The sequence below is a fragment of the Streptosporangium sp. NPDC049046 genome, from assembly GCF_040649155.1.
Lineage (GTDB): Bacteria > Actinomycetota > Actinomycetes > Streptosporangiales > Streptosporangiaceae > Streptosporangium.
Genome location: NZ_JBEZEZ010000018.1, coordinates 119,279 through 141,452 on the forward strand (window position 1 = coordinate 119,279; position 22,174 = coordinate 141,452).

At 70.2% G+C, this 22,174-nt stretch carries 16 protein-coding genes; 7 read left to right on the plus strand and 9 right to left on the minus strand.

All coding sequences use genetic code 11. The annotated features are described in order from the left end of the window. Position 1 precedes the first annotated feature (1 nt). The gene (locus AB0B96_RS25265) at positions 2-2,620 is read right to left on the minus strand and encodes a bifunctional GNAT family N-acetyltransferase/acetate--CoA ligase family protein (RefSeq protein WP_362902359.1); all 2,619 of its coding nucleotides are present in this window, start codon (positions 2,618-2,620) and stop codon (positions 2-4) included. Between the two features lie 211 nt (positions 2,621-2,831). Between AB0B96_RS25265 and AB0B96_RS25270 the strand changes: the two genes are divergently transcribed. Together AB0B96_RS25270 and AB0B96_RS25275 are read left to right on the plus strand one after the other, a co-directional pair. Next, positions 2,832-3,725, plus strand: a complete 894-nt coding sequence (locus tag AB0B96_RS25270) for a sugar kinase (protein WP_350945962.1) — start codon at positions 2,832-2,834, stop codon at positions 3,723-3,725. 288 nt (positions 3,726-4,013) lie between these two features. Further along, positions 4,014-4,844 carry a formate/nitrite transporter family protein gene (locus tag AB0B96_RS25275; protein WP_362902361.1) on the plus strand — a complete coding sequence of 277 codons (831 nt, stop codon included), beginning with the start codon at positions 4,014-4,016 and terminating at the stop codon, positions 4,842-4,844. Positions 4,845-4,883: 39 nt separating this feature from the next. On the opposite strand, the gene AB0B96_RS25280 is transcribed toward AB0B96_RS25275, so the two are convergent. After that, on the minus strand, positions 4,884-6,953 hold the full coding sequence (locus tag AB0B96_RS25280) for a RecQ family ATP-dependent DNA helicase (protein WP_362902453.1): 2,070 nt from the start codon (positions 6,951-6,953) through the stop codon (positions 4,884-4,886). 135 nt (positions 6,954-7,088) lie between these two features. Between AB0B96_RS25280 and AB0B96_RS25285 the strand changes: the two genes are divergently transcribed. Together AB0B96_RS25285 and AB0B96_RS25290 are read left to right on the plus strand one after the other, a co-directional pair. Continuing rightward, positions 7,089-7,736 carry a GNAT family N-acetyltransferase gene (locus AB0B96_RS25285; RefSeq protein WP_362902363.1) on the plus strand — a complete coding sequence of 216 codons (648 nt, stop codon included), beginning with the start codon at positions 7,089-7,091 and terminating at the stop codon, positions 7,734-7,736. A gap of 215 nt (positions 7,737-7,951) precedes the next feature. Beyond that, positions 7,952-10,444 carry a DNA topoisomerase IV subunit A gene (locus AB0B96_RS25290; RefSeq protein WP_362902365.1) on the plus strand — a complete coding sequence of 831 codons (2,493 nt, stop codon included), beginning with the start codon at positions 7,952-7,954 and terminating at the stop codon, positions 10,442-10,444. Positions 10,445-10,630: 186 nt separating this feature from the next. Here the strand turns inward: AB0B96_RS25290 and AB0B96_RS25295 are convergent, their stop codons facing one another. Further along, a complete protein-coding gene (locus tag AB0B96_RS25295) occupies positions 10,631-10,996 on the minus strand; it encodes a VOC family protein (RefSeq protein WP_362902367.1) in 366 nt (121 codons plus the stop codon). A 164-nt stretch (positions 10,997-11,160) separates the two neighbouring features. Beyond that, positions 11,161-11,478 carry a hypothetical protein gene (locus AB0B96_RS25300; protein ID WP_362902369.1) on the minus strand — a complete coding sequence of 106 codons (318 nt, stop codon included), beginning with the start codon at positions 11,476-11,478 and terminating at the stop codon, positions 11,161-11,163. Positions 11,479-11,645: 167 nt separating this feature from the next. Between AB0B96_RS25300 and AB0B96_RS25305 the strand changes: the two genes are divergently transcribed. Continuing rightward, positions 11,646-12,140, plus strand: a complete 495-nt coding sequence (locus tag AB0B96_RS25305; protein ID WP_350945956.1) for a carbonic anhydrase — start codon at positions 11,646-11,648, stop codon at positions 12,138-12,140. A gap of 269 nt (positions 12,141-12,409) precedes the next feature. Here the strand turns inward: AB0B96_RS25305 and AB0B96_RS25310 are convergent, their stop codons facing one another. Then, positions 12,410-14,482 carry a DNA topoisomerase IV subunit B gene (locus AB0B96_RS25310; protein WP_362902371.1) on the minus strand — a complete coding sequence of 691 codons (2,073 nt, stop codon included), beginning with the start codon at positions 14,480-14,482 and terminating at the stop codon, positions 12,410-12,412. Positions 14,483-14,722: 240 nt separating this feature from the next. On the opposite strand from AB0B96_RS25310, the gene AB0B96_RS25315 reads away from it, so the two are divergent. Continuing rightward, complete coding sequence (locus AB0B96_RS25315; RefSeq protein WP_350945954.1) at positions 14,723-14,953, plus strand: hypothetical protein; 231 nt, start codon at positions 14,723-14,725, stop codon at positions 14,951-14,953. 17 nt (positions 14,954-14,970) lie between these two features. Here AB0B96_RS25315 and AB0B96_RS25320 read toward each other — a convergent pair whose 3' ends face one another. Further along, a complete protein-coding gene (locus AB0B96_RS25320; RefSeq protein WP_362902373.1) occupies positions 14,971-15,681 on the minus strand; it encodes a GNAT family N-acetyltransferase in 711 nt (236 codons plus the stop codon). Positions 15,682-15,727: 46 nt separating this feature from the next. Here AB0B96_RS25320 and AB0B96_RS25325 point away from each other — a divergent pair, with 46 nt between their 5' ends. Next, positions 15,728-16,468, plus strand: a complete 741-nt coding sequence (locus AB0B96_RS25325) for a peroxide stress protein YaaA (RefSeq protein ID WP_362902375.1) — start codon at positions 15,728-15,730, stop codon at positions 16,466-16,468. 137 nt (positions 16,469-16,605) lie between these two features. Here the strand turns inward: AB0B96_RS25325 and AB0B96_RS25330 are convergent, their stop codons facing one another. The 3 genes from AB0B96_RS25330 to AB0B96_RS25340 all read right to left on the minus strand — a co-directional run bounded on the left by AB0B96_RS25330 (position 16,606) and on the right by AB0B96_RS25340 (position 21,684). Continuing rightward, entirely contained in the window at positions 16,606-17,571 is a 966-nt protein-coding gene (locus AB0B96_RS25330; RefSeq protein ID WP_362902377.1) for a hypothetical protein, read from the minus strand. A 110-nt stretch (positions 17,572-17,681) separates the two neighbouring features. Next, positions 17,682-19,346, minus strand: a complete 1,665-nt coding sequence (locus AB0B96_RS25335) for an RNA polymerase sigma factor (RefSeq protein ID WP_362902379.1) — start codon at positions 19,344-19,346, stop codon at positions 17,682-17,684. Between the two features lie 244 nt (positions 19,347-19,590). Then, a complete protein-coding gene (locus AB0B96_RS25340; RefSeq protein ID WP_362902381.1) occupies positions 19,591-21,684 on the minus strand; it encodes a SpoIIE family protein phosphatase in 2,094 nt (697 codons plus the stop codon). Positions 21,685-22,174 lie beyond the last annotated feature (490 nt).

Here is a 22,174-nt window from a genome sequence, read left to right on the forward strand (position 1 = left end):
GCTAGCCGAGGCGCCGGGGACCGCCGTCCGGGCGCGGGCCCTCGTGACTGCGGAGCACGGCACGGGCACCCAGCACGATCACCTCCGACTCTCCCACCAGCACCGGGTCCAGGGTGAGCCGCGCCACCTCGGGAAGATCGTCCGCCAGCCGCCCGAGCCGGACCAGCAGGCCCTCCAGTGCCTCGACGGCGACCGGCGGGTAGCCGTACTCGCCCAGAAGAAGGGGCGCGGCGCGCGGCGACCTCACCAGCGCCGCGGCGTCCTCCCTGGTCAGCGGGGCCAGACGGTAGGCCTCGTCGCGCAGCAGCCGCGCGGTGATCTCGCCGAGCCCGAAGGAGACCACCGCGCCGAAGGCGGGGTCGTCCATCACGCCGGCCACGGTCGGCACCGCGGGCTGCGGGGCCATACGCTGCACCGCGAGCACGGCACCGGGTTCGAGCTGGCGCTTCAGGTCGGCGTAGGCGTCACGCACCCCGTCGGGACCGGACAGCCCGAGGCGTACGGTCCCGGCACGCTTGGCCGCCTCGGGACCCGCGGCCTTCAGCACGACCGGCCAGCCGAGCTTCGACGCCACCTTGACCGCCTCCCGCGGCGACCTCACTGTCTGCGACGGCCAGACCTCCACCCCGTAGCAGGCGAGCAGTTCCGACGCGTCGATCTCGGCACGGGCGTCCGCGAGCGTCGCGAGCACGAGGTCCCGCGCGGCGCCGGAGTCGATGCCCTCGATCTCCTCGGGCAGTCCCGCGGGCTGCTCCAGCCAGCGCGCGTGCCGCACGACGTGGGCGAGCGCTCGGACCGCCTCCTCCGGTGCGGCGTACGAGGGGATGGAGCCCCTGCCGGGTGCGGTGCCGACCCGCAGCTCGTCGAGCATGCCGATCCTGCCCTCGAAGGTGGCGAGCACCGGTTTGCCGCAGTCGCGGGAGGCGCGCAGCAACTCGGCGGCGACCTCCGCCCCGTCGCCGGGGATGGGCGGCATGTAGATCGCGACCACGGCGTCCACGTCCGGGATCACCGAGGTGAGCGCCGTGCCGAACTCCTCCGCGCAGGCCCGCGCGCCGAGGTTGACCGGCGGGCGGGGCTCCAGGCCCACCCGCACGCAGGCGTCGGCCGCGAGGAGCGCCATCGCGTCGGAGTTGCTGACCAGTCCCACCCTGGGCCCGGCGGGCAGCGGCTGGTAGGCGAGCAGCTGCGCCACGTCGAACTGCTGGATCAGGTCGTCGACCCTGATCACCCCCGCCTGCTCGAACAGCGCGCTGAGGGCGGTGTCCGGCAGGCCGAGCACGGGTGCCGCGTGGCCGGTGGGCACGTTCTGGGTGGTACCACCGCTTTTGACGACCACGATCGGCTTGCGGCGCGAGATGCGCCGCGCGAGGCGGGCGAACTTGCGAGGATTTCCCAGCGACTCCAGGTAGAGCAGGATCACGTCGGTCCGCGGGTCCTCCTCCCAGTACTGCAGCAGGTCGTTGCCCGACACGTCGGCGCGGTTGCCCGCCGAGACGAACGAGGAGATGCCCATGCCGCGCTGGGCCACCCGCTGCAGCAGCGCGGTGCCCAGGGCGCCCGACTGGCTGAAGAACCCGACCCGCCCGAGGCCGGGGAGGGTGGCGGCGAGCGTGGCGTTCAGCCGTATCGCGGGGTCGGTGTTGGCGATGCCGAGGCAGTTGGGACCGACGACCCGCAGGCCGTACGCGCGGGCGATGCGCGCCAGCTCGTCCTGCCTCGCCCGGCCTTCCCGACCGGTCTCCCCGAATCCGGAGGAGACCACGATCAGCCCGCGTACGCCCTTCTCCGCGCACTCCTTGACCACGTCGATCACCCCGTCGGCGGGCACCGCGAGCACGGCGAGGTCCACCTCGCCGTCGATGGCCGTCACGCTCGGATAGGCCCGCACCCCCGCGACGGCCCGCGCCTCGCGGTGCACGGGGTAGACCGGGCCGGTGAAGTCGGCGCCGAGCAGGTTGCGCAGCACGGTCTGGCCGACGCCGCCCGGTTCCCGGCCCGCTCCCACGACCGCCACCGAACCGGGTGAGAGCAACCGCTCGATGGAACGGGACTCGGCACGGTGCTCGCGGGAGGCGGTCACCTCCTGGGCGGTCTCGGTCGGGGTGAGGTCGAGGGTCATCCTCACCACGCCGTCTGCGAAGCGGCTCTGCGCGGTGTAGCCGACCTGCTTGAGCACGGCCATCATCTTCTGGTTGGCGGGCAGCACGTCGGCGACGAAGCGGGCGATCCCCTTCTCCCTCGCGGTGGCGGCCAGGTGTTCCAGGAGCACGGAGGCGACTCCTCGGCCCTGGTGGGCGTCCTCGACGAGGAAGGCGACCTCCGCCTCACCGGGCTCGATCCGGTCGTAGCGGATGACCGCCACCATCTCGGTGCCGATCGTGGCGATCAACGCCACCCGGCTGTCGTAGTCGACGTTGGTGAACCAGGTGATCTCCCGCTCCGACAGCCGCGGCCGGGGGCCGAAGAAGCGGAAGTAGATCGACTCGTCGGACAACCGACCGTAGAAGGAACGCAACCGGTCGGCGTCGGCGGGCCGAATCGGGCGTACGTGGGCGGTTCCACCGTCCGACAGAACGACGTCCGCCTCCCAGTGAGCGGGATACTGAGCAGCCTCCACAGTCCCGAGAGTAGACGTGAATCTCACATAACAGACCACTCGGGCGAATTCGCGCAACGCTTGTGCATCGACTGTGGTGCGGTGTCCGGTCAAGGCCCCATACGCTGGCCGGAAGCTGTTAAGTTTTTCGCGGTTACAGGCACAGCCAGAGGTATGGCTTGAAGCATGTCTAGAGGCAGGTCGGCATCGAAGGCAGCAAGGTGGTGACATCATGACGCGGGTGGTCGTGGTGGGCGATCTCATGACCGACGCGGTCGCGCGGGCTCGCTACCCGCTGGCCCGGGCCAGTGACACACCGGCGATCGTCACCATGCACGGCGGTGGTTCGGGTGCCAACATCGCCTCCTGGCTCGCCGTCGAGGGCACCGAGGTCGCCTTCATCGGGCGGCGCGGCGCCGACATCACGGGCCGTAACCGCGACATGGAGCTGATGGGGTACGGCGTCGACGCCCGTCTCGTCATGGATCCCGAGCGCCCGACCGGCACCTGCGTGGTGCTCGTCACCCACAAGGGCGAGCGCACCATGCTGTCCGACCCCGGCGCGAACGCGGCGCTGTCGCCCGAGGACCTGCCCCGCGACCTGTTCTCCCAGGGCGGGCACCTGCACCTGTCCGGATACACCCTGATCAACGAGGGCTCCCGCGACGCGGGCAGGGCCGCCCTGGAGATGGCCCGCCGTGCGGGGATGTCCGTCTCGGTCGACTGCTCCTCCTCCGCTCCCCTGGAGCGCACCGGCGCCGAGCCCTTCCTGGAGTGGACGCAGAGCGCCAAGCTGCTGTTCGCCAACGCCGACCAGGCGAAGGTCCTGACCGGCCGCGACGACCCCTCCGCGGCCGCCAAGGTCCTCACCGCCTGGTTCCCGCAGGTCGTCGTCAAGCTCCGCGACGAGGGCGCGCTCTGGTACGCCAACAACCGCCCCGAACCGATCCAGGTCCCAGCCGAGGCCATCGAGCGCGTGGTCGACGGCACCGGTGCCGGTGACGCCTTCACCGCGGGCTTCCTCCCGGCATGGCTGGGCGGCAAGCCCCCGGCCGAGGCCCTCGCCTCCGGCTGCCACCTCGCCTCCCGGGCCATCTCGCACCTCGGCGCCCGCCCTCGCCTCTGACCCGTCCCGCGCGGGTTCACCGATCTCGGACGTGCGGCGGCCCCGGTCCCGCGTTCCGCACGTGCCCCGGCCCACCCCGAGGCGCCCGTCCCACCCCGAGGCGACCGTCAGCCGCACCGATCGGACAGCGCCGCCGAAGCGCGACGACGCGGCAGGCGCTCACCATCACGGATCGGAACGTCGGATTCGAAGGATCCTTGACCGGGCTCACGACCACCCGCCGTTATTGGCTGTTCCATTGTTCTCCGAGGTCGGAGTGGCGACTGGCGCACGGGGCATGCCGTCTCGATGAGCGAGCCTTCGGAGTCCGGTCATCGCCATGACGACGGGCTGACGCAGCCTCCGGTGGAGCCGGAGCCCGAGCTTGAGGACGCCTTCGACCGTCTGGTCAACGAGGGTTCCGCGCGGCTGGCCCGGCCGTGGCCGACACTGGTGGTGACCGGCCTGCTGGGCGGGATCGACGTCGGTACCGGGGTGCTGGCATACCTGCTGGTCAAGGAGGCGACCGGGTCGGCGATTCTGGCCGGGCTGGCGTTCAGCATCGGTTTCGTCGCGCTGTTGCTGGCCCGTAGCGAGTTGTTCACCGAAAACTTCCTGGTACCGGTGGCCGCGGTCGCGGCCCGCCACGGATCTGTGGGGGCACTGGCCAGGTTGTGGGCGGTGTCACTGGTGGCCAACCTGGCCGGCGGGTGGGGAATCGCCTGGTTGATCATGCAGGCCTTTCCCGGGCTGCATCCGACCGCCGTGGAGGCCGGCGCCCACTTCGCGGATCTGGGGACGAACCTGCGTTCGTTCTCTCTCGCGGTGCTGGCCGGCATGGTGATCACGTTGATGACCCGGATGCAGCACGCCACCGACGATCTCGGGGTCCGGTTGGTGCCCGCCGTGTTGTTCGGCGCTCTGCTGGCCGGCGGTCAGCTGTTCCACAGCGTGCTGGACTCGATCCTGATGTTCACCGCCCTGATCACCGGCCAGGCTCCGTTCGGTTACCTGGACTGGCTGGCGGCGTTGGGCTGGGCCGTCATGGGCAACCTCGTCGGCGGTGTCGGGCTGGTGACCTTCCTGCGGCTGGCGCGGGTGCCGCACCGCCTCGCCGAGGAACGCGGTCACCACGGCTGACAGCGCGACACGGCCGTCCACCGGACCGGACTCACTCGTCTAGCTGGTGACCGCGAGGGCGAGGGGCAGCACGGCGGGGGCTCCGGCGTGACGGAGCATCGCGGCTCCCAGCGTCATCGTCCATCCGGTGTCGACCAGGTCGTCGACGAGCAGGATCGGGCCTCCGGCCCCGGCGACGGCCGCTCCCAGGGCGGCGGGCATGGCGAGGGTGCCCCGGATCGCCTGGACGCGCTGCGCGCTGTTGAACTGCCGTCCAGGCGAGCCCGACCGATAACCGAGGTCGCCCAGGTAGGACAGGCGCCCCACCTGGGCGAGCCGCTCGGCCAGGCTGCGGACGAGCTGGGGACGGCTTCCCGAGGGCACCGCGACGACGCCGACCGGTCGCTGTGCCCACTCCCAGGACGAGAGCACCTTGATCACGGCGGCGAAGACGTCGTCGGGGATCGGCCCGTCGGGGGCGCCGTCGGCGAGGAGACCGCGCAGGCGGTTGCCCCAGCCGATGTCGGTGAGCCTGCCCAGCCCCCTGCCCGGCTCGGCACCCAGCTCCGGCTTGATCCTGCCCTTGAGGTCGGCCAGCCCGGTCGGCCACTGCCTGCGGGCCTCGATGTCCACTCCGGGCCGCTGGAGCCGGTCGGCGGCCGACCGTACGGCCCGCTCGTCCACCTCTGGCGAGCGGTGGCCGCCGGTGCAGTTGTCGCAGCGTCCGCAGGCTGAGGCGGTGTCGTCGTCGAGACGGCGGCGCAGGAACTCCTCACGGCAGCCGGTGGTGTCGAGGTAGTCGAGCATGGCCCGCTGCTCGGCCTCCCGCTCGGCGGCGACCCTGGCGTAGCGGGGGGCGTCGTACGCCCAGGGCTCTCCGGTGGACTCCCAGCCGCCCTTGACCCGGCGCACCGCGCCGTCGACGTCGAGGACCTTCAGCATCGTCTCCAGGCGGCTCCTGCTGAGGTCCACCCGGTTCTCCAGGGCGGCCGTGGACATCACGCCGCCCTCCTCGAGCGCGGCCAGCACGGCGCGCACCACGGGCTCGGGAGGGAAGGCCAGCGAGGCGAAATACGCCCAGATGTCGCGGTCCTCCGCGCCGGGCAGCAGGATCACCTCGGCGCGCTCGACCCCTCGGCCCGCACGGCCGACCTGCTGGTAGTAGGCCACCGGGGACTGCGGTGCGCCGACGTGCACGACGAAGCCGAGGTCGGGCTTGTCGTAGCCCATGCCGAGCGCGGAGGTCGCGACCAGCGCCTTGATCTTGTTGTCCAGCAGCGCCTGCTCGGCGGCGAGCCGCTCGGCCTGCTCGGTCTGCCCCGAATAGGCGATCACCTCATGGCCCTGCTCACGCAGGTAGGCGGCGATCTCCTGGGCGGCGGCCACGGTGAGCGTGTAGACGATGCCGGAGCCCGGGAGCTCGTGCAGCGTCTGGGCGAGCCAGGCCAGACGCTGCTCGGCGCCGCGCAGGCGCACGACCCCCAGGTGGAGGCTGTCGCGCTCCAGCGCGCCGCGCAGCACGAGCGTCTCCTCGCCCATCTGCTCCGCGACGTCGCGGGTGACCCTGGCGTTGGCCGTGGCGGTGGTCGCGAGGATCGGCACGCCCTCGGTGAGCTCCTCGAACAGCGTGCGCAACCGCCGGTAGTCGGGACGGAAGTCGTGACCCCAGTCGGAGATGCAGTGGGCCTCGTCGACCACGATCAGGCCCGCGCTCTCGGCCAGCTCAGGCAGCACGTGGTCGCGGAAGTCGGGGTTGTTGAGCCGCTCGGGGCTGACGAGCAGCACGTCGACCGCCCCCTCGGCGACCTGGTTGTAGACCTGCTCCCACTCCTCGGGGTTGGCGGAGTTGACCGTGACCGCGGTGATCCCGGCACGCTCGGCGGCGGCGATCTGGTTGCGCATCAGGGCCAGCAGCGGTGAGACGATGACGGTCGGCCCCTCGCCCAGCTCGCGCAGGAGCGCGGTGGCGATGAAGTAGACCGCCGACTTGCCCCAGCCGGTGCGCTGCACCACGAGCACCCGGCGCCGGTCCATCACCAGCGCCTTGATCGCCGCCCACTGGTCCTCGCGCAGCCGGGCGTGCTCCCCGGCGAGCGCCCGCAGCCGCTCCTCGGCCTCTTCGCGCAGCATCAGCTCTTCGCTCACCCGGTCATTCGTACCAGGTCTCGCCGACTGTTTTCCCCCGGTACGGCACACGCGTGCCGTCGCGCGAGGTCGGGAGCTGGGGACCTGAGGGGCTCCGCGCCGTGATTTGATGCATCCACTATGGACGTCACCACCTGGTATCTCGAACAGACCTCCCGCTCGGACCTGCTGCCCGCCAAACCTCCGTCGGTCGAGGTCGACATCGTCCGCGCCGAGCTGCCCTCGCCCGAGTTCAGCCGGTTCCTCACCACGGCCGTCGGCGGAGACTGGCACTGGACCAACAAGCTTCCGTGGACCTGGGACGAGTGGGCCGACTGGCTCGCCGGGGGCGTGGAGACCTGGGTGGCCTACCATCGCGGCACCCCCGCGGGCTTCGTCGAACTCGCCCCCCAGGACGACGCGGCGGTCGAGATCACCTCCTTCGGCCTCCTGGCGTGGGCGATCGGCCAGGGCATCGGCGGTCACCTGCTGGAGGTCGGCACGGCCAGGGCCTGGGACCTGGCCGACCGGCAGCCGGAGCGGGAGCCGACCCGGCGGGTGTGGCTGCACACCTGCTCACTTGACAGCCCGGTGGCTCTCGCGAACTATCGGGCGCGCGGTTTCAGGGTCTACGACACCAGGGTGAACGTGCCCGGCGACGAACACGAGGGCGAGACCCCCGGTCCCTGGCCGGGAGCCGGTCCTCGGACCCGCGCTCTTCCCGCCGCCCTCGGCAACCCGCCGGGACGGCCCCAGCACCTACGGGCGGACCGGCCGGAACAACTCTGACACCCGCGGGCAGGCCGCAAGGCCCGGAAGTGTCGGATGGGCTGGGTATCGTATCGAGTCCCGGTACGATACCCGGTCGCCCCCGTCACCGGTCTCCCGCCGGACATCCCGGTCAAGGCTCCCCGGGGAGCCGGCGCCAACGGTTGGACCACGAAGACAGAAGGAGGATGCGCCTCCCCCCGCCTGACGGCCGGGGCGCGCGCGCAGGAAATCAGATGGCTCGACGGACGACCACACCCCCGACAGACGAGGGCTTCGAGGAGCGGATCGTCGACATCGACGTTTCCACCGAGATGCGCACCAGCTTCCTCGAATACGCATACTCGGTCATCTACCAGCGTGCGCTGCCGGACGCCAGAGACGGCCTCAAGCCGGTCCAGCGCCGCATCCTCTACTCGATGAGCGAGATGGGCCTGCGGCCCGACCGGGGCCACGTCAAGTCCTCGCGCGTCGTCGGCGACGTGATGGGCAAGCTGCACCCGCACGGCGACACCGCCATCTACGACGCGCTGGTCCGCATGGCCCAGCCGTTCTCGATGCGCCTGCCCCTCATCGACGGGCACGGCAACTTCGGCTCCCCCGACGACCTGCCCGCCGCGATGCGCTACACCGAGGCCCGGCTCGCCTCGGCGGCGATGGCCGTGGTCCAGTCGATCGACGAGGACACGGTCGATTTCAAGCCCAACTACGACGGCCAGGAGACCGAGCCCACGGTCATGCCGTCGGCCTTCCCCAACCTGCTGGTCAACGGTGCCACCGGCATCGCGGTCGGCATGGCCACCAACATGGCTCCGCACAACCTCGTGGAGGTCGTCGCCGCCGCCCGCCACCTGATCAAGAAGCCGGACGCGACGCTCGACGACCTGATGCGGTTCGTCCCCGGCCCCGACCTGCCCACCGGCGGCACGATCATCGGTCTCGACGGCATCCGCGACGCGTACGCCAAGGGCAGGGGCACCTTCCGGATGCGCGCCAAGTGCGCCATCGAGCAGGTCAGCCCCCGCCGCAAGGGCATCGTCGTCACCGAGTTGCCCTTCAACGTCGGTCCCGAGCGGGTGGTCACCAAGATCAGGGAGCTGGTCACCGCCAAGAAGCTCCAGGGCATCTCCGACCTCAAGGACCTCAGCGACCGGCACAAGGGCCTCAGCCTGGTCATCGAGATCAAGAACGGCTTCATTCCCGAGGCCGTGCTGGAGGAGCTCTACCGGCTCACGCCGATGGAGGAGACCTTCGGCATCAACAACGTCGCCCTCGTCGACGGCGAGCCGCGCACGCTGGGCCTGCGCGAGCTGCTCCAGGTCTACGTCGACCACCGCATCGACGTGGTCCGCCGGCGCTCGCTGCACCGCCGGCGCAAGCGCGAGGAGCGCCTGCACCTCGTCGAGGGCCTCATCGTCGCCCTGCTCAACATCGACGAGGTCATCCAGGTCATCCGCTCCTCCGACAACTCCGCCCAGGCCCGCGAGCGCCTGATGGAGATCTTCGAGCTGTCGGAGATCCAGGCCAACTACATCCTCGACACCCCGCTGCGCCGCCTGACCCGCTACGACAAGCTGGAGCTCGACCGCGAGAGCCAGACCCTGCGCGACGAGATCGCCGAGCTGACCGCGATCCTGTCCTCCGACGACAGGCTCCGCAAGGTCGTCTCCGACGAGCTCGCCCAGGTCTCCAAGACCTTCGGCACCCCGCGCCGCACGGTGCTGCTGGAGTCCTCGGGGATCGCGAGAAACGTCTCGGCCCCCCTGGAGGTGGCCGACGACCCCTGCCTGGTGCTGTTCTCCTCCACCGGCCTGCTGGCCCGCACGTCCGACGCCTCGCCGCTGGCCGGTGACGGCGACCGCTCGGCCCACGACGTGCTGGTCTCCGTCGTGCGGAGCACGGTCAGAGGCGAGGTGGGCGTGGTCACCAACCAGGGGCGGATGATCCGGGTCCAGGTGGTCGACCTGCCCACGCTGCCCCGTTCGAACAACCCGCCGTCGCTGTCGGGCGGCCACCCGGTCGCGGAGTACGTCACCTTCAATCCGGGCGAGACGGTCGTCGGCATCGGCTCGCTCGATCCCGAGGGGCCCGGCCTGGCGCTGGGCACGGCGCAGGGGGTGGTCAAGCGGGTCGTCCCCGACTACCCGGCCAACCGCGACGACTTCGAGGTGATCACCCTCAAGGAGGGTGACACCGTGGTGGGCGCGGTGGAGCTGGAGAGCGAGAACCACGATCTCGTCTTCATCACCTCCGAGGCCCAGCTGTTGCGCTACTCCGCCTCCGTCGTCCGCCCGCAGGGCCGCCCCGCGGGCGGCATGGCCGGTGTACGGCTGGACGGCGACGCCGTGGTGATCTGGTTCGGCGCGGTCGATCCCGCCCGCGAGTCACAGGTCGTGACGATCGCCGGTTCCTCCACGGCGCTTCCGGGCACCCAGATCGGCGGCGCCAAGATCTCCGACTTCGCCGAATACCCGCCGAAGGGCAGGGGCACCGGCGGGGTCCGCGTCCAGCGTTTCCTCAAGGGCGAAGACATCCTGCTGCTCGCCTGGGCCGGTCCCGGCCCGGCCCGCGCGGTCTCGGCCGTCGGCAAGCCCGTGCCGCTCCCCGAGGAGCTGGGCCGCCGTGACGGCTCCGGCGTACGGCTCACCCACACCGTGTCGGCCGTGGGCGGCGCTCTCGGCTCCGAAGGCGGCGAGGAGGGCTCCGGGGCGACTCCCCCGCAGGAGTGACCCCCGCCCGCGAAAAGGCCCCGGAGCCCCCGCCTGGCGGAGGGCTCCGGGGATTCCGCGTGATCCCACGAGGCGGCCGACGAGGTCTCCCCCGCGAAAAGCCCCCGCGTCACGCGAGAGCAGTGGCGCGGGGGCCTTCCGCAGGAGACACGATCGGCGCGGAGGCTCTGAGATCGCTCAGGACGGTCAGTCGACGCACAGGCAGAACGGGTGCCCGGCGGGGTCGAGAAAGACCCGGAAACCCTCGTCCTCGCCCGGCTGGTAGGGGTGTTTGGACGCGCCGAGCGCCAGCACCCCCTTTTCCGCCTCGTCGAAGTCCTCGACCGTCACATCGATGTGAAACTGCTGGGGCCGTTCGGCGGTGGGCCACTCCGGTGGCCGATAGTCGGGGACCCGCTGGAAGCAGAGCCGTCCCGGCCCGTCCCCGGTGACCACCACCCAGTCGTCCTCGACTCCGGTGACCTTCCAGCCCAGAAGGGCACTGTAGAAGTCGGCCAGCCGCCTGGGATCTGGACAGTCGAGAACGATCGACCTCAGCTGCGCGATTCCCATGATTCCTCCCGATCTTGACACCGGTGAAGACCTTATGGCGGTCTCATCGGAGGCTTCAAGTGCGTTTCGTGCCGACCTGGCCCGAGGTGCGGGACACCGGCCCGGTGTCCCGCACCTCGGGCCCGCTCCGTCTTTCCTCCACAGGCGGACCGAAACCCGGCACCTCAGATGAGCGCTCCCTGGAGCGCGAACCGGATCGCCATCAGCAACTGCCAGGGTTCACCCGATTCCCAGAAGCGGACGACCTTGGCCACCCGATCCGTCGGCTCGAACTCACCGGTCCCCTCCGGGCCGAAACACCCCGCCTCCACGAGGACGGCCACGAACGGGTCGTCGTCCTTCAGTGATCGGGTGTAAACCGCCGCGTCGAGCAGGGACAACGCCGAGCGCGCGTTGCGCCCCCCGTCCCTCACCTCGACCCGGTCCAGCTTTCGCCTGCCCTGGTCACGAAGATAGTCGGCCAGGGATTCGATCCTGCTCATTCGCCCTCCCCACACATCCGGACTTCGGGTGACGACATCATGACCGAGTGTGAGCGACAGTGGTGGGATCTTGGTGAAGTCCTCACCCGGTGCGGCCCCGGCAACGCTCAGGAAACGGGCATGAAGCATCATTAGTCCGTTGACTGCGCCAACCGAGGGGTGCGTACGTGAGTGCTTTTGACGACCTGCTGACCGCCAACGAGGAGTTCTCCGCCGCCTTCACCGACACCGAGCTGACCGGTAGGGCCGCCCGCGGTCTCGCCGTGGTCACCTGCATGGACTCGCGGATCGATCCGCTGGGGCTCTTCGGCCTGAAGCCGGGGGACGCCAAGATCCTCCGCAACGCCGGGGCGAGAGTGACCGACGACGTCCTGCGCACGCTCGTCCTGGCGGTCAACCTGCTGGGGGTGGAGCGGGTGCTGGTCATGCCGCACACCGACTGCGGCATGACCAAGGTCACCGACGACGAGGTGCATGCGATCGCCGCCCGGCGCGGCGTCGACACCCGCAGCCTGGACTTCCACACCGTCCCCGACCAGGACGCGGCGCTCCGCCATGATCTCGTACGGATCAGGACGAGCCCGTTCCTGCCCGTGGGGATGCCGGTCGGCGGAGCCGTCTACGACGTGCGCACCGGCAAGCTGATGCCGGTCGACATCTGAGGGCCGGGGTCAGGCCCTCCTGATCCGGCCCCGGCGCGGGAAGCCGTCGCCGGCCCGGATCGACACGTCGACATCAGGCCCCGGCCGGTTCCCGTGCCGGGGCCTGATGCCGGTTTCGCGATTCCGCCCCGTCCGCGGCCGCTCGAAGACCCGGGGCACGATCGGCCTACCGCCGGCGCGTCCTGCCGACGGGGGGACCGATCACCCGACCGGTGTGGATCCGGGCCCCCGCCCGGACGTTCACCCCGGGAATCACCCCTCGGCGATGATCACGCGTCGATGTGGTCGCGGTCGATCTCGGCCGCGCTGCTCACGATGAACTCCCGGCGCGGTGCCACGTCGCTGCCCATCAGGAGGGCGAAGATGCGCTCGGCCTCCTCGATGTCCTCGATGCGGACCCGGCGCAGGGTGCGGTGGCGGGGCTCCATCGTCGTCTCGGCCAGCTGGTCGGCGTCCATCTCGCCCAGGCCCTTGTAGCGCTGGACCGGGTCCTTCCAGCGCTTGCCCCGGCGCTCCAGGTCGCGCAGCACCCGGTGCAACTCGGCGTCGGAGTAGCAGTAGACGTACTTGCCGTGACCGCGTGTGGGGTTGATGACCTCGATGCGATGCAACGGCGGCACGGCGGCGAAGACGCGCCCGGCCTCGACCATCGGCTTCATGTAGCGGTGGAACAGCGTCAGCAGGAGGCAGCGGATGTGCGCCCCGTCGACGTCGGCGTCGGCCATCAGGATGACCTTGCCGTAGCGGGCGGCCTCGATGTCGAAGGATCGGCCGGAACCCGCGCCGATGACCTGGATGATCGCTGCGCACTCGGCGTTCTTGAGCATGTCGGCGACGGACGCCTTCTGCACGTTCAAGATCTTGCCCCGGATCGGCAGCAGCGCCTGGAACTCCGAGTTTCTGGCCGCGCGGGCGGTACCCAGCGCCGAGTCGCCCTCGACGATGAACAGCTCGCTGCGGTCGACCTCGTCACTGCGGCAGTCGACCAGCTTGGCGGGGAGCGCCGAGTTCTCCAGGGCGGTCTTGCGGCGCTGGTTGTCGCGGTGCTCCCGAGCGGCGATGCGGGCCTTGGCCGCCGCGACGATCTTCTCCAGGACCGCGCGGAGCTGCGCCTTGGCGTTGCGCGGCGGGTTGGCGAGCAGCTCCTTGAGCTCTCGTGAGACGACGTGGGCGACGATCCTGGAGGCCGCCGAGGTGCCCAGGACCTCCTTGGTCTGCCCCTCGAACTGCGGCTCGGGCACCCGGACGGTCACCACGGCGGTGAGCCCCTCCATGATGTCCTCGCGGGTCACGGGGGCGTCGCCGTTCTTGAGCAGGCGGGTCTCGCGCAGCTGCTCGTTCAGGGTGCGGACGAGAGCGCGCTCGAAGCCGTTGACGTGGGTGCCGCCCTTGGGGGTGGCGATCACGTTGACGAAGGAACGGACGGTGCTGTCGTAGCCCTTGCCCCAGCGCACCGCCACGTCGACGGTGAGCTCCCGCTGGACCTCGGTCGGGGTCATGTGCCCCAGGTCGTCGAGGACCGGGACGGTCTCGCGGAAGTGACCGGCGCCCTGCAGGCGCAGCACGTCGCAGACGGCCTCGTCGCGGGCGAGGAACTCGGTGAACTCCGAGATGCCGCCGTCGAAGTGGAACTCCTCCTCGGCGACCTCCTCTCCGCGGCTGTCGCGCACGGCCAGGGTCAGGCCGGGGACCAGGAACGCGGTCTGGCGGAGGCGGACGTGGATCTCGTCGAGGGAGACCTCGGCCTCGGGGAGGAAGATCTGGTGGTCGACCCAGAAGCGCACGCGGGTGCCGGTGACCTTCTTCGCCACGCTGCCGCCGTCGCGCAGCCCGGACTTCTTCTTGAACTTGGCCTTGGGGCCGTCGCCGTCGAAGACACCGGGGACGCCCCTGCGGAAGCTGATCTCGTGGATCCGGCCCTCACGGTCGACCTCCACGTCCAGCCGCGAGGACAGGGCGTTGACGACGGAGGCGCCGACGCCGTGCAGACCGCCCGAGGCGCCGTAGGAGCCGCCGCCGAACTTCCCGCCCGCGTGGAGCTTGGTGTAGACGAGCTCCACGCCCGCCAGGCCGCTCTTGGGCTCGACGTCGACCGGGATGCCCCGGCCGTTGTCGCGGACCTCGATGGAGCCGTCGGGGTGAAGCTCGACCTCGATGCGATCGCAGTAACCGGCCAGGGCCTCGTCGACCCCGTTGTCCACGATCTCCCAGAGGCAGTGCATGAGACCGCGGCTGTCGGTCGACCCGATATACATGCCTGGACGCTTGCGGACGGCTTCGAGACCCTCCAGCACCGACAGGTGGCGGGCCGTATAGCCCGTCTCCGCGCTAACTGCGGTCACGCCCACTCCCACTCTGTCGAACACGTGTGCGCAGCTTACCGTTCTTCCCACCGCGACGGGTACAAGCTTGCCATCCGGTGGGTTCGTACGTTACATCCGGTGTGATCATCGTTACTTTCGGACACTTTCCGCTCTGGGCGTAGCAGGGGGTCGGTTGGGAACGTTCGTATCGGGTTAGATGTTCTCTCAAGTGACTGACGCCAGATCCTCCACCTCAGGGGATGACCTGAAAGGCGATACGTGACTGGAACCCTCGCCCCCGCCAAGCAGCTCACAGCTGCTGACCGCTGTGACCGGTGCGGCGCCCAGGCTTACATCCGCGCGACCCTGCCCGTGGGCGGGGAGCTGCTGTTCTGCGCCCACCACGGGCGGCAGCACGTGGCCGTGCTGAGAGACAAGGGCGCCATCATCCAGGACGAGTCCGCTCGTCTCAGCGACACCCCGGCAACGGCAGGCAACGACGAACGATAACCAGACGAATGGAGCCATTATCGGACCCGATAGTGATATCGGGCCGCCACCGTGAAGCCCTGCCGCTCGTAGAGCGTCCTGGCAGCGGTGTTCGACTCCACGACGACTAAATATGCCCGCTGTGTGCCCTGCGCCCGCGCATGCGAGAGCAGGGCACGCAACACCTTCCGTCCATGGCCCCTGCGCCGCGCGTGCGGCATCACAGCCATGGAGTAGATCCCGAACCACTCCCCCTGGACCACACCCCGCCCGACGGCATCTCCGCCGAGCGAGGCGTATACCGCGGGCACGCCGGTGAGGATTCGCGCGGCCGTCGGCAGACCGTCGCCACCGAACCTCCCGTCCACGCTCCACCAGGCGTCCAACCACGCCTGTGAGGGCATCTCAGCGAGCTCGACCCCCTCTTCGGACCCTCCCCCGGGCCCGAGGCGCGCCGTCATGACCAGTGTGGGATCCACCACCCCGTAGCCGCGCGCCTCCAGCGACGCGTCCAGACCCGGCGTGGCCCCGCCTCCCACGGAGAAGACGCAGGGCAGCCCTCGGTCGGCATAGAACTTCTCGGCCCCCTCGATGGCCGCCTCCAGGTCCTCGGGCTCGCCCAGCGGCAGCACGGAGTTGGCCCGCTTGGTCACCCCGTTCGCGGCGCGCAGCGTCCAGCACCCGGCCTCCACCCGTTGGAGCGCCGGCCATGCCTGGTCGACCAGCCGGTCAAAGGCCTCATCGATCATGCTGAAGGATCCTAACTCCCCGATCGCCCCACTACGCTCGGCGACTGTGCTGATTCTGCTGCCTCCATCCGAGGGAAAGGCCGCGCGGGGCGACGGCCCCGCCCTCGACCTGTCCCGGTTGAGTTTTCCCGCCCTCGGCCCGCCCAGGGAACTCGTCCTGGAAGCGCTCATCGCGCTGTGCCGGGGACCGGCCGCGCGGGATGTGCTCGGCCTGTCGCCGGGACAGGCCGGTGAGGTCGGCGGAAACCTGCTTCTGCGGACCGCGCCGGCACTGGCCGCGGCCGACCTGTACACCGGCGTGCTCTACGACAACCTCGGCCTGGCCTCGCTCTCCCCTCAGGCGGCGGCGCGGGCCTCGGAGAGCCTGCTGATCTTCTCCGGCCTCTGGGGCCTGCTGCGGGTCGGCGACCGCGTACCGCCCTACCGGCTGTCGATGGGGGTGCGGCTGCCGCCGCTCGGCGGCCTGGGCGCCTTCTGGCGCCGATCGGTCGCCCCCCTGCTCGACGCCGAACCCGGCCTCGTCGTGGACCTGCGCTCCAGCACGTACGCGGCCGCGTGGCGGCCAGGCGGCCGGGCGGTGGCGGTACGGGTGCTCAGGGACGGGAAGGTGGTCAGCCACATGGCCAAGGCCACCCGCGGCCTGATCGCCCGCTCCCTGCTGGAAAGCGGAGCCGATCCGGAGAGCCCCGAGGAGCTCGTCAAGGTTCTGGATCACCTCGGCCACTCCGTCGTCCTCCACGCCCCGCCCACGGGGAACCGTTCGTGGACACTCGACATCGTGACATGACGCGCCGTGGGCTCCTTTCCCCGGGCCGTGACGAGGACGTGGCGGGCGGGAGCCCCGCGCGGGAGGGCACCGGGACGACCAGCCGGTGATCGAGCCGGTGGACGGGCGGGAGCCCCGCGCGGGGAGGGGCCCCGGGTTCACGCCGCGACGAGGTGCAGCCGCCCGCAGGCCCGCTGAAACTGCTGGGCGGGATCTCCGAGATAGGACCAGGGCAGTGTGCTCCCCCTGCCTTTCGTCCGCATCAGGTGCCCGCGCGCGGGCCGCCGAAGGTCTGCCAGATAGAAGGCGGCCCCGAACAGGTTGTGCGCCTCGATCGATCGGGGGTGGCTGTCATTTCCCAGCCAGCGCCCCGAATGCGAGACGACCTCCCGCAGCGCCCCGTCGGAGAACCAGCCGCCGCGCGACATCGGCGACCGCCCCGCGGCCACCTGCTCGAAGTGGGCCAGCGGCACCAGGGACGCCATCGGATCCCCGTCGGGTGCCCGCGAGACGGCCTGCCTGGCGAACTCCAGCATCTCCTGGGCACTACCGCCCCAGGCGGGGGACAACGTCATGAGCCGGGCCACGTGGGCCGGGAACAGCGTCGGATAACGCCGAACGGCCTCGTACCAGACCGCGTCCTTCTCCTGACGCGGCCGGTCGAGACCGAGATAGAGCCACATGATCGATTCCCAGGGCACCGGATCGGACGGCGCGAGCGAGACCGCGGCGAAAAGCGGCATCCTGGCCGACTCCATCGCTCCCTGGAACGCCTGTGTGCGCTGCGCCTGCACGGCCCGCGCCTTGACATCCGGCTTGATCGTCCAGGCTTCCTCGATGCGGGTGCGCCCGAGCCAGAGCCAGAGGTCGGGGTTGGCCCGGTCACGGGCCGCCAACGCCTCTATGGCACGGCTGTGACCGACGGCCGCCTTGGCCAGCGCCTCGATCCTCAGCGCACGGCCCTCCGGATCGCCGCGGGCCGCGCCGATCGCGACCGTACCGGCTTCGAAGATCTTCCGGCGCACCGCGACGACCGCCTCATCGAGCATCGCGTCCGCCCACGGACGATCGACGATCAACCGCAGTCCTCGTGCGCGAACTCTGTCGACTTCGGCCACACCCATGAGGCGGCAGCCTAGGAGGCTGCTTCACATGACGTGCTACCGATCTGTTACGCCCTCGTTAACGACAGGAGGGGCCGCACCATATGGCACGGCCCCCCTGTCAGGAAGTCTCAGTCGAGGTAGTCGCGCAGGACCTGGGACCGGGACGGGTGGCGGAGCTTGGACATCGTCTTGGACTCGATCTGCCGGATGCGCTCGCGCGTCACCCCGTAGACCTTGCCGATCTCGTCCAGCGTCTTCGGCTGACCGTCGGTCAGGCCGAAGCGCATCGAGACCACGCCCGCCTCGCGCTCGGACAGCGTGTCCAGAACGGAGTGGAGCTGCTCCTGCAGAAGCGTGAAACTGACCGCGTCCGCAGGAACGATGGCCTCGGAGTCCTCGATGAGGTCACCGAACTCGCTGTCTCCCTCCTCACCCAGCGGGGTGTGCAGGGAGATCGGCTCGCGACCGTACTTCTGGACCTCGACGACCTTCTCGGGGGTCATGTCGAGCTCGCGGGCCAGCTCCTCCGGGGTGGGCTCGCGCCCGAGGTCCTGGAGCATCTGCCGCTGGACACGGGCCAGCTTGTTGATCACTTCGACCATGTGGACCGGGATGCGGATGGTCCGCGCCTGGTCGGCCATGGCGCGGGTGATCGCCTGCCGGATCCACCACGTGGCGTAGGTGGAGAACTTGTAGCCCTTGGTGTAGTCGAACTTCTCGACCGCGCGGATCAGGCCCAGGTTGCCCTCCTGGATCAGGTCCAGGAAGAGCATTCCGCGTCCCGTGTAGCGCTTGGCCAGCGAGACCACGAGGCGGAGGTTCGCCTCCAGCAGGTGGTTCTTGGCCCGGCGGCCGTCCTCGGCGATCCACTCCAGCTCGGCGCGGACGTCGACCGGGAGCTTCTCGCCGTCGCTGCCGAGCTGCTCCTCGGCGAACAGACCGGCCTCGATGCGCTTGGCGAGCTCGACCTCCTGCTCGGCGTTGAGCAGGGGGACCTTACCGATCTGCTTGAGGTAGTCCTTGACCGGGTCGGCGGTGGCACCGGCGGCGGCGACCTGAGGCACCGGGGCGTCATCGTCGTCGTCGGTGAGGATGAGGACCTCGTCCTCGTTCACCTCGACGACCTCGACCTTGGGCTCCTCCTCGGTCTCGGCCTCGGCTTCCACCTCGACTTCGACCTCGACCTCGACCTCGGCCACGGCCTCCAGGTCGAAGTCCTCGATCTCGACGTCCTCGAGGTCGATGACCTCGTCGTCGTCACCGGTGACCGGCTTCGGCGCGGACGCGGGAGCCGGGACCGCGGCTGCGGGACCGGCCTTCTTCGGCGGCGGGGCGGGAACCGGCTTCTTGGCGGCCGGGGCGACCTTCTTGCCCGGAGCCGTCTTGGCCGAAGCCGCCTTCACCGGGGCCGCCGGCTTCTTGGCCGCGGCCGCGGCGGGCTCGGAGCCGCTGACGACCGCGGTGACGGTCTCCGGCTGCTCCTTGGCCGCCGCCGCGGTCTTGGTCTTCTTGACGGCGGCGGGCGTGGCCGGGGCGGTGCGGCGTTTGGCGGGAGTGCGGGGCTTCTTGGGAGCCGCGGAGTCCTCGGCGGTCAGCCGTACTGTGATGCCCTCTTTGCTAAGGCTTCGCAGGATTCCAGCGACCTGCGCCATCGGAATGTCCGCTTCCTCGACGGCCTTGCGGACATCCTCGGACTCGAGGAACCCCTGCGAGCGCCCCCGCTCCATCAGCTGCTGAATGACGGGCTCGTTCAGCTCGGATGGCTTCGAGCGAGTCGAACTTGCAGGCGACACGAACACCTCTCGAAGGAAAGCGTGACGAGAATGGACCCAGATGCCCAACCAGGGGCAGTTATGCCTCTAGTTGTGATTAGCGAGGCCGCGCTAACCGCGACGCACCTGTCCAGCATTGTGGCATGACACCGTGATCCATACGGCCGCCTCCTGGCGGTTGCCCTCCACCCTAGGCCGACCAAGAGAGTAGTGCGTACGGAAGCGAGGCACCGATACCCGAAAGCAACCGTTATGACTGTTTCATTCAGTCACTCTTCGTGGCGAGGGGAACGTGGATCGCGAGCACCGTGACGTCGTCATCCTGCTCATATCCGGACAGCATGCGATCGACAAGAAAATCTAGCAACATGTGCGGGCTTCCCACCACTTCGGCGGGCGCTTCGTTCACAACAGAACAAAGATCGGCAAGCCCGGCATCGAGGCCACGCTTGCGATTCTCCACCAGACCATCCGAATACAGGACAGCGGTGTGGCCCGGCGGGACACAGAACCTGAACTGCCGACGGCTCGTGGGCCAGCCCAGCGGGGTGCCTGGCTCGCCGTCGCACAGCAGCGGCACGCCCTGCGGGGAGACCAGCAGCGGAGGCGGGTGACCGGCGAGCGCGAGCGTGCCCTCCCCGGTGCCCGGCTCGACGACCATGTAGGCGAGGGTCGTGACCTGCTCCTCCTCCTCGGTGGCCTCGAAGACCCTGTCGAGCCCTGTGAGCACCGCGGCGGGCGGCGGGTTGGTCAGCGCCAGGGCCCGCATGGCGTTGCGGATGCGCCCCATTCCCGCCGCGGCCTTGACGCCCTTGCCCATGACGTCGCCGACCACCGCCGCGACCCGGCCGTCCTGGAGGACGAACGCGTCGTACCAGTCGCCGCCGACCTGCACGTGGCGGCTTCCCGAGCGGAACCGCTGGGCGAGGACCAGGCCCCGGACCACCGGCAGACGGTCGGGCAGCAGGCTGCGCTGGAGCGTCTCGGCGGTGCGGTGCTCGCGCTCGAACAGGGTGGCTCGCTCGACGGCGAGGGCGCACTGACCCGCGAGCGCCTCCAGGAACACCCCGTCCTCCTGGGAGATCTTCTGCGGGCGGGTGAAGGAGAACCTCAGCGCGCCGAGCGCCCGCCCCGCGGCCAGCAGCGGCAGCCCCACCCAGGCCCGCTCGTCGCTGTGGTCGATGAACCCGGTGATCTCCTCGCTGTCGCCACCCGCGTCGACCAGCTGGGCCCTCAGGCTCTCCGGCGACTCGGCGAAGACCGGGCGCCGGCTGTTGACCGCCATCGTCATCACGCTGGAGTGCGAAAGCGGGATCTCCTCGCCGGGCGCGCCGGGGACGTCGGGGATGCCTCCGCTGTTGACCAGCTTCAGCGCGGCCCGGTCGACATCGAGCAGCGCCACGGCCGAGCGGTCGGCCGCCAGGGCCGTACGACCCACGTCGATGATCACCTGGACCACCTGCTCGACGGTGAGCGCCTCGGCGAGTATCGCCGTGGCGCCCTGCAGGCGCGCGGTCCGCAGAGCCGCGGCGCCGAGCTGGTCGGTCAGGCGGCCGCGCATCTCCTCGGCCTCGCGCTGCGGGGTGACGTCGGTGTTGGCGCCCACCCACTCGACGACCCGATTGTGCCGAATGATCGGCACGGCGCGCACCTCGAAGTGCCGGTAGCCGCTGGCCCGGGTGCGGACCCGGTAACTCCACTCGAACATGGTCCGGCCGCGCAGCGCCTCACGCCACGCCTCCTCGGTGTGCGGGCGGTCGTCGGGATGGACGGCCTCCAGCCAGCCGTGGGCGAGGTATTCATCGATCCTCTGACCGGTGATGGCCCGCCACTGCGGCGCGTCCTCCTCCACGACGCCGGTGGGCGCGGTGATCCACACGAGCTGGGACTGGGCCTCGACCAGCGAGCGATAGCGCTCCTCGCTGCGCCTGAGCTTCTCCTCGACCTGCCTGCTGTCGGTGATGTCGACGCCGACCAGGCAGATCGCCTGGAGCGTGCCCTTGTCGTCGTGGATCGGGGAGAAGGTCAGCGACCAGTGGTGGGTCGCGCCGTCGGCGGTGCGCACCCGGATCCGCTGGTCGCCCTCGACCTCGGCCCCCGCCACGATGCCGCGGACCGAGCCCTGGATCAGGGCGGTCAGGTCGGCGGAGAGCAGATCACCGGGGAGGCGGCCGACCAGGCGCTCGGCGGGCAGGCCGACCACGTCGGCGAAGACCTCGTCGACGCGCTCGAAACGGCCGTCGGGGTCGAAGAACGCGAAGGCGAACGGCGACTGCGACAGCAGGCCCTGCAGCAGGCCGGAGTCTGAGATGTCCACACCCGACTCCCGGGGACGGGGCACGGAGGTTTCGGCGCTCATGGTCGGCACCTCCGTCGCGTGCCAGGGTCTCCCACGAGGCACATCTCCAAACTTGCGAATTGGCGTAGCGCGGCTCCGGGGGACCGGATCCTGGAGTACATCATCGGCGATGGGCAGGTGTGGACGGAAGCCCCGCCCAGGATGCGGTCAGCGCACCCTGGGAACGCCGCCGCTCCGACGACCGGAACCCTCGCGCCGATGCGAGGGGGCTTCCACACGGGCGCCGACCGGGCGGCACCGCGTCTCCGAACGTTTGCGGCCAGGACCATAGCAGGATCGGGCCGGACCGTCCCGGCAACTGCCCACCTCATCTCCGTAGGGCTTGCAGGCGAGATCAGGCTACTGACTCGCCGTCAATTCGGCTCCCTGTTCGGTAACACTCGCTTACTCGACTGTTGCAGGATTCAGTCAAGACACGGGGTCAGCTTCCCATATCACGGCGCCAAGGGTTGACAGTCCCGAGATAAGTTGTGAAATGAAAACGCACGTC

Excerpts from the sequence above, each read along its gene's own strand:
- AB0B96_RS25270 (WP_350945962.1), top strand. The coding sequence starts at position 2,832 with ATGACGCGGGTGGTCGTGGTGGGCGATCTCATGACCGACGCGGTCGCG.
- AB0B96_RS25275 (WP_362902361.1), top strand. The coding sequence starts at position 4,014 with ATGAGCGAGCCTTCGGAGTCCGGTCATCGCCATGACGACGGGCTGACG.
- AB0B96_RS25280 (WP_362902453.1), bottom strand. The coding sequence starts at position 6,953 with ATGCTGCGCGAAGAGGCCGAGGAGCGGCTGCGGGCGCTCGCCGGGGAG.
- AB0B96_RS25285 (WP_362902363.1), top strand. The coding sequence starts at position 7,089 with ATGGACGTCACCACCTGGTATCTCGAACAGACCTCCCGCTCGGACCTG.
- AB0B96_RS25290 (WP_362902365.1), top strand. The coding sequence starts at position 7,952 with ATGGCTCGACGGACGACCACACCCCCGACAGACGAGGGCTTCGAGGAG.
- AB0B96_RS25295 (WP_362902367.1), bottom strand. The coding sequence starts at position 10,996 with ATGGGAATCGCGCAGCTGAGGTCGATCGTTCTCGACTGTCCAGATCCC.
- AB0B96_RS25300 (WP_362902369.1), bottom strand. The coding sequence starts at position 11,478 with ATGAGCAGGATCGAATCCCTGGCCGACTATCTTCGTGACCAGGGCAGG.
- AB0B96_RS25320 (WP_362902373.1), bottom strand. The coding sequence starts at position 15,681 with ATGATCGATGAGGCCTTTGACCGGCTGGTCGACCAGGCATGGCCGGCG.
- AB0B96_RS25330 (WP_362902377.1), bottom strand. The coding sequence starts at position 17,571 with ATGGGTGTGGCCGAAGTCGACAGAGTTCGCGCACGAGGACTGCGGTTG.
- AB0B96_RS25340 (WP_362902381.1), bottom strand. The coding sequence starts at position 21,684 with ATGAGCGCCGAAACCTCCGTGCCCCGTCCCCGGGAGTCGGGTGTGGAC.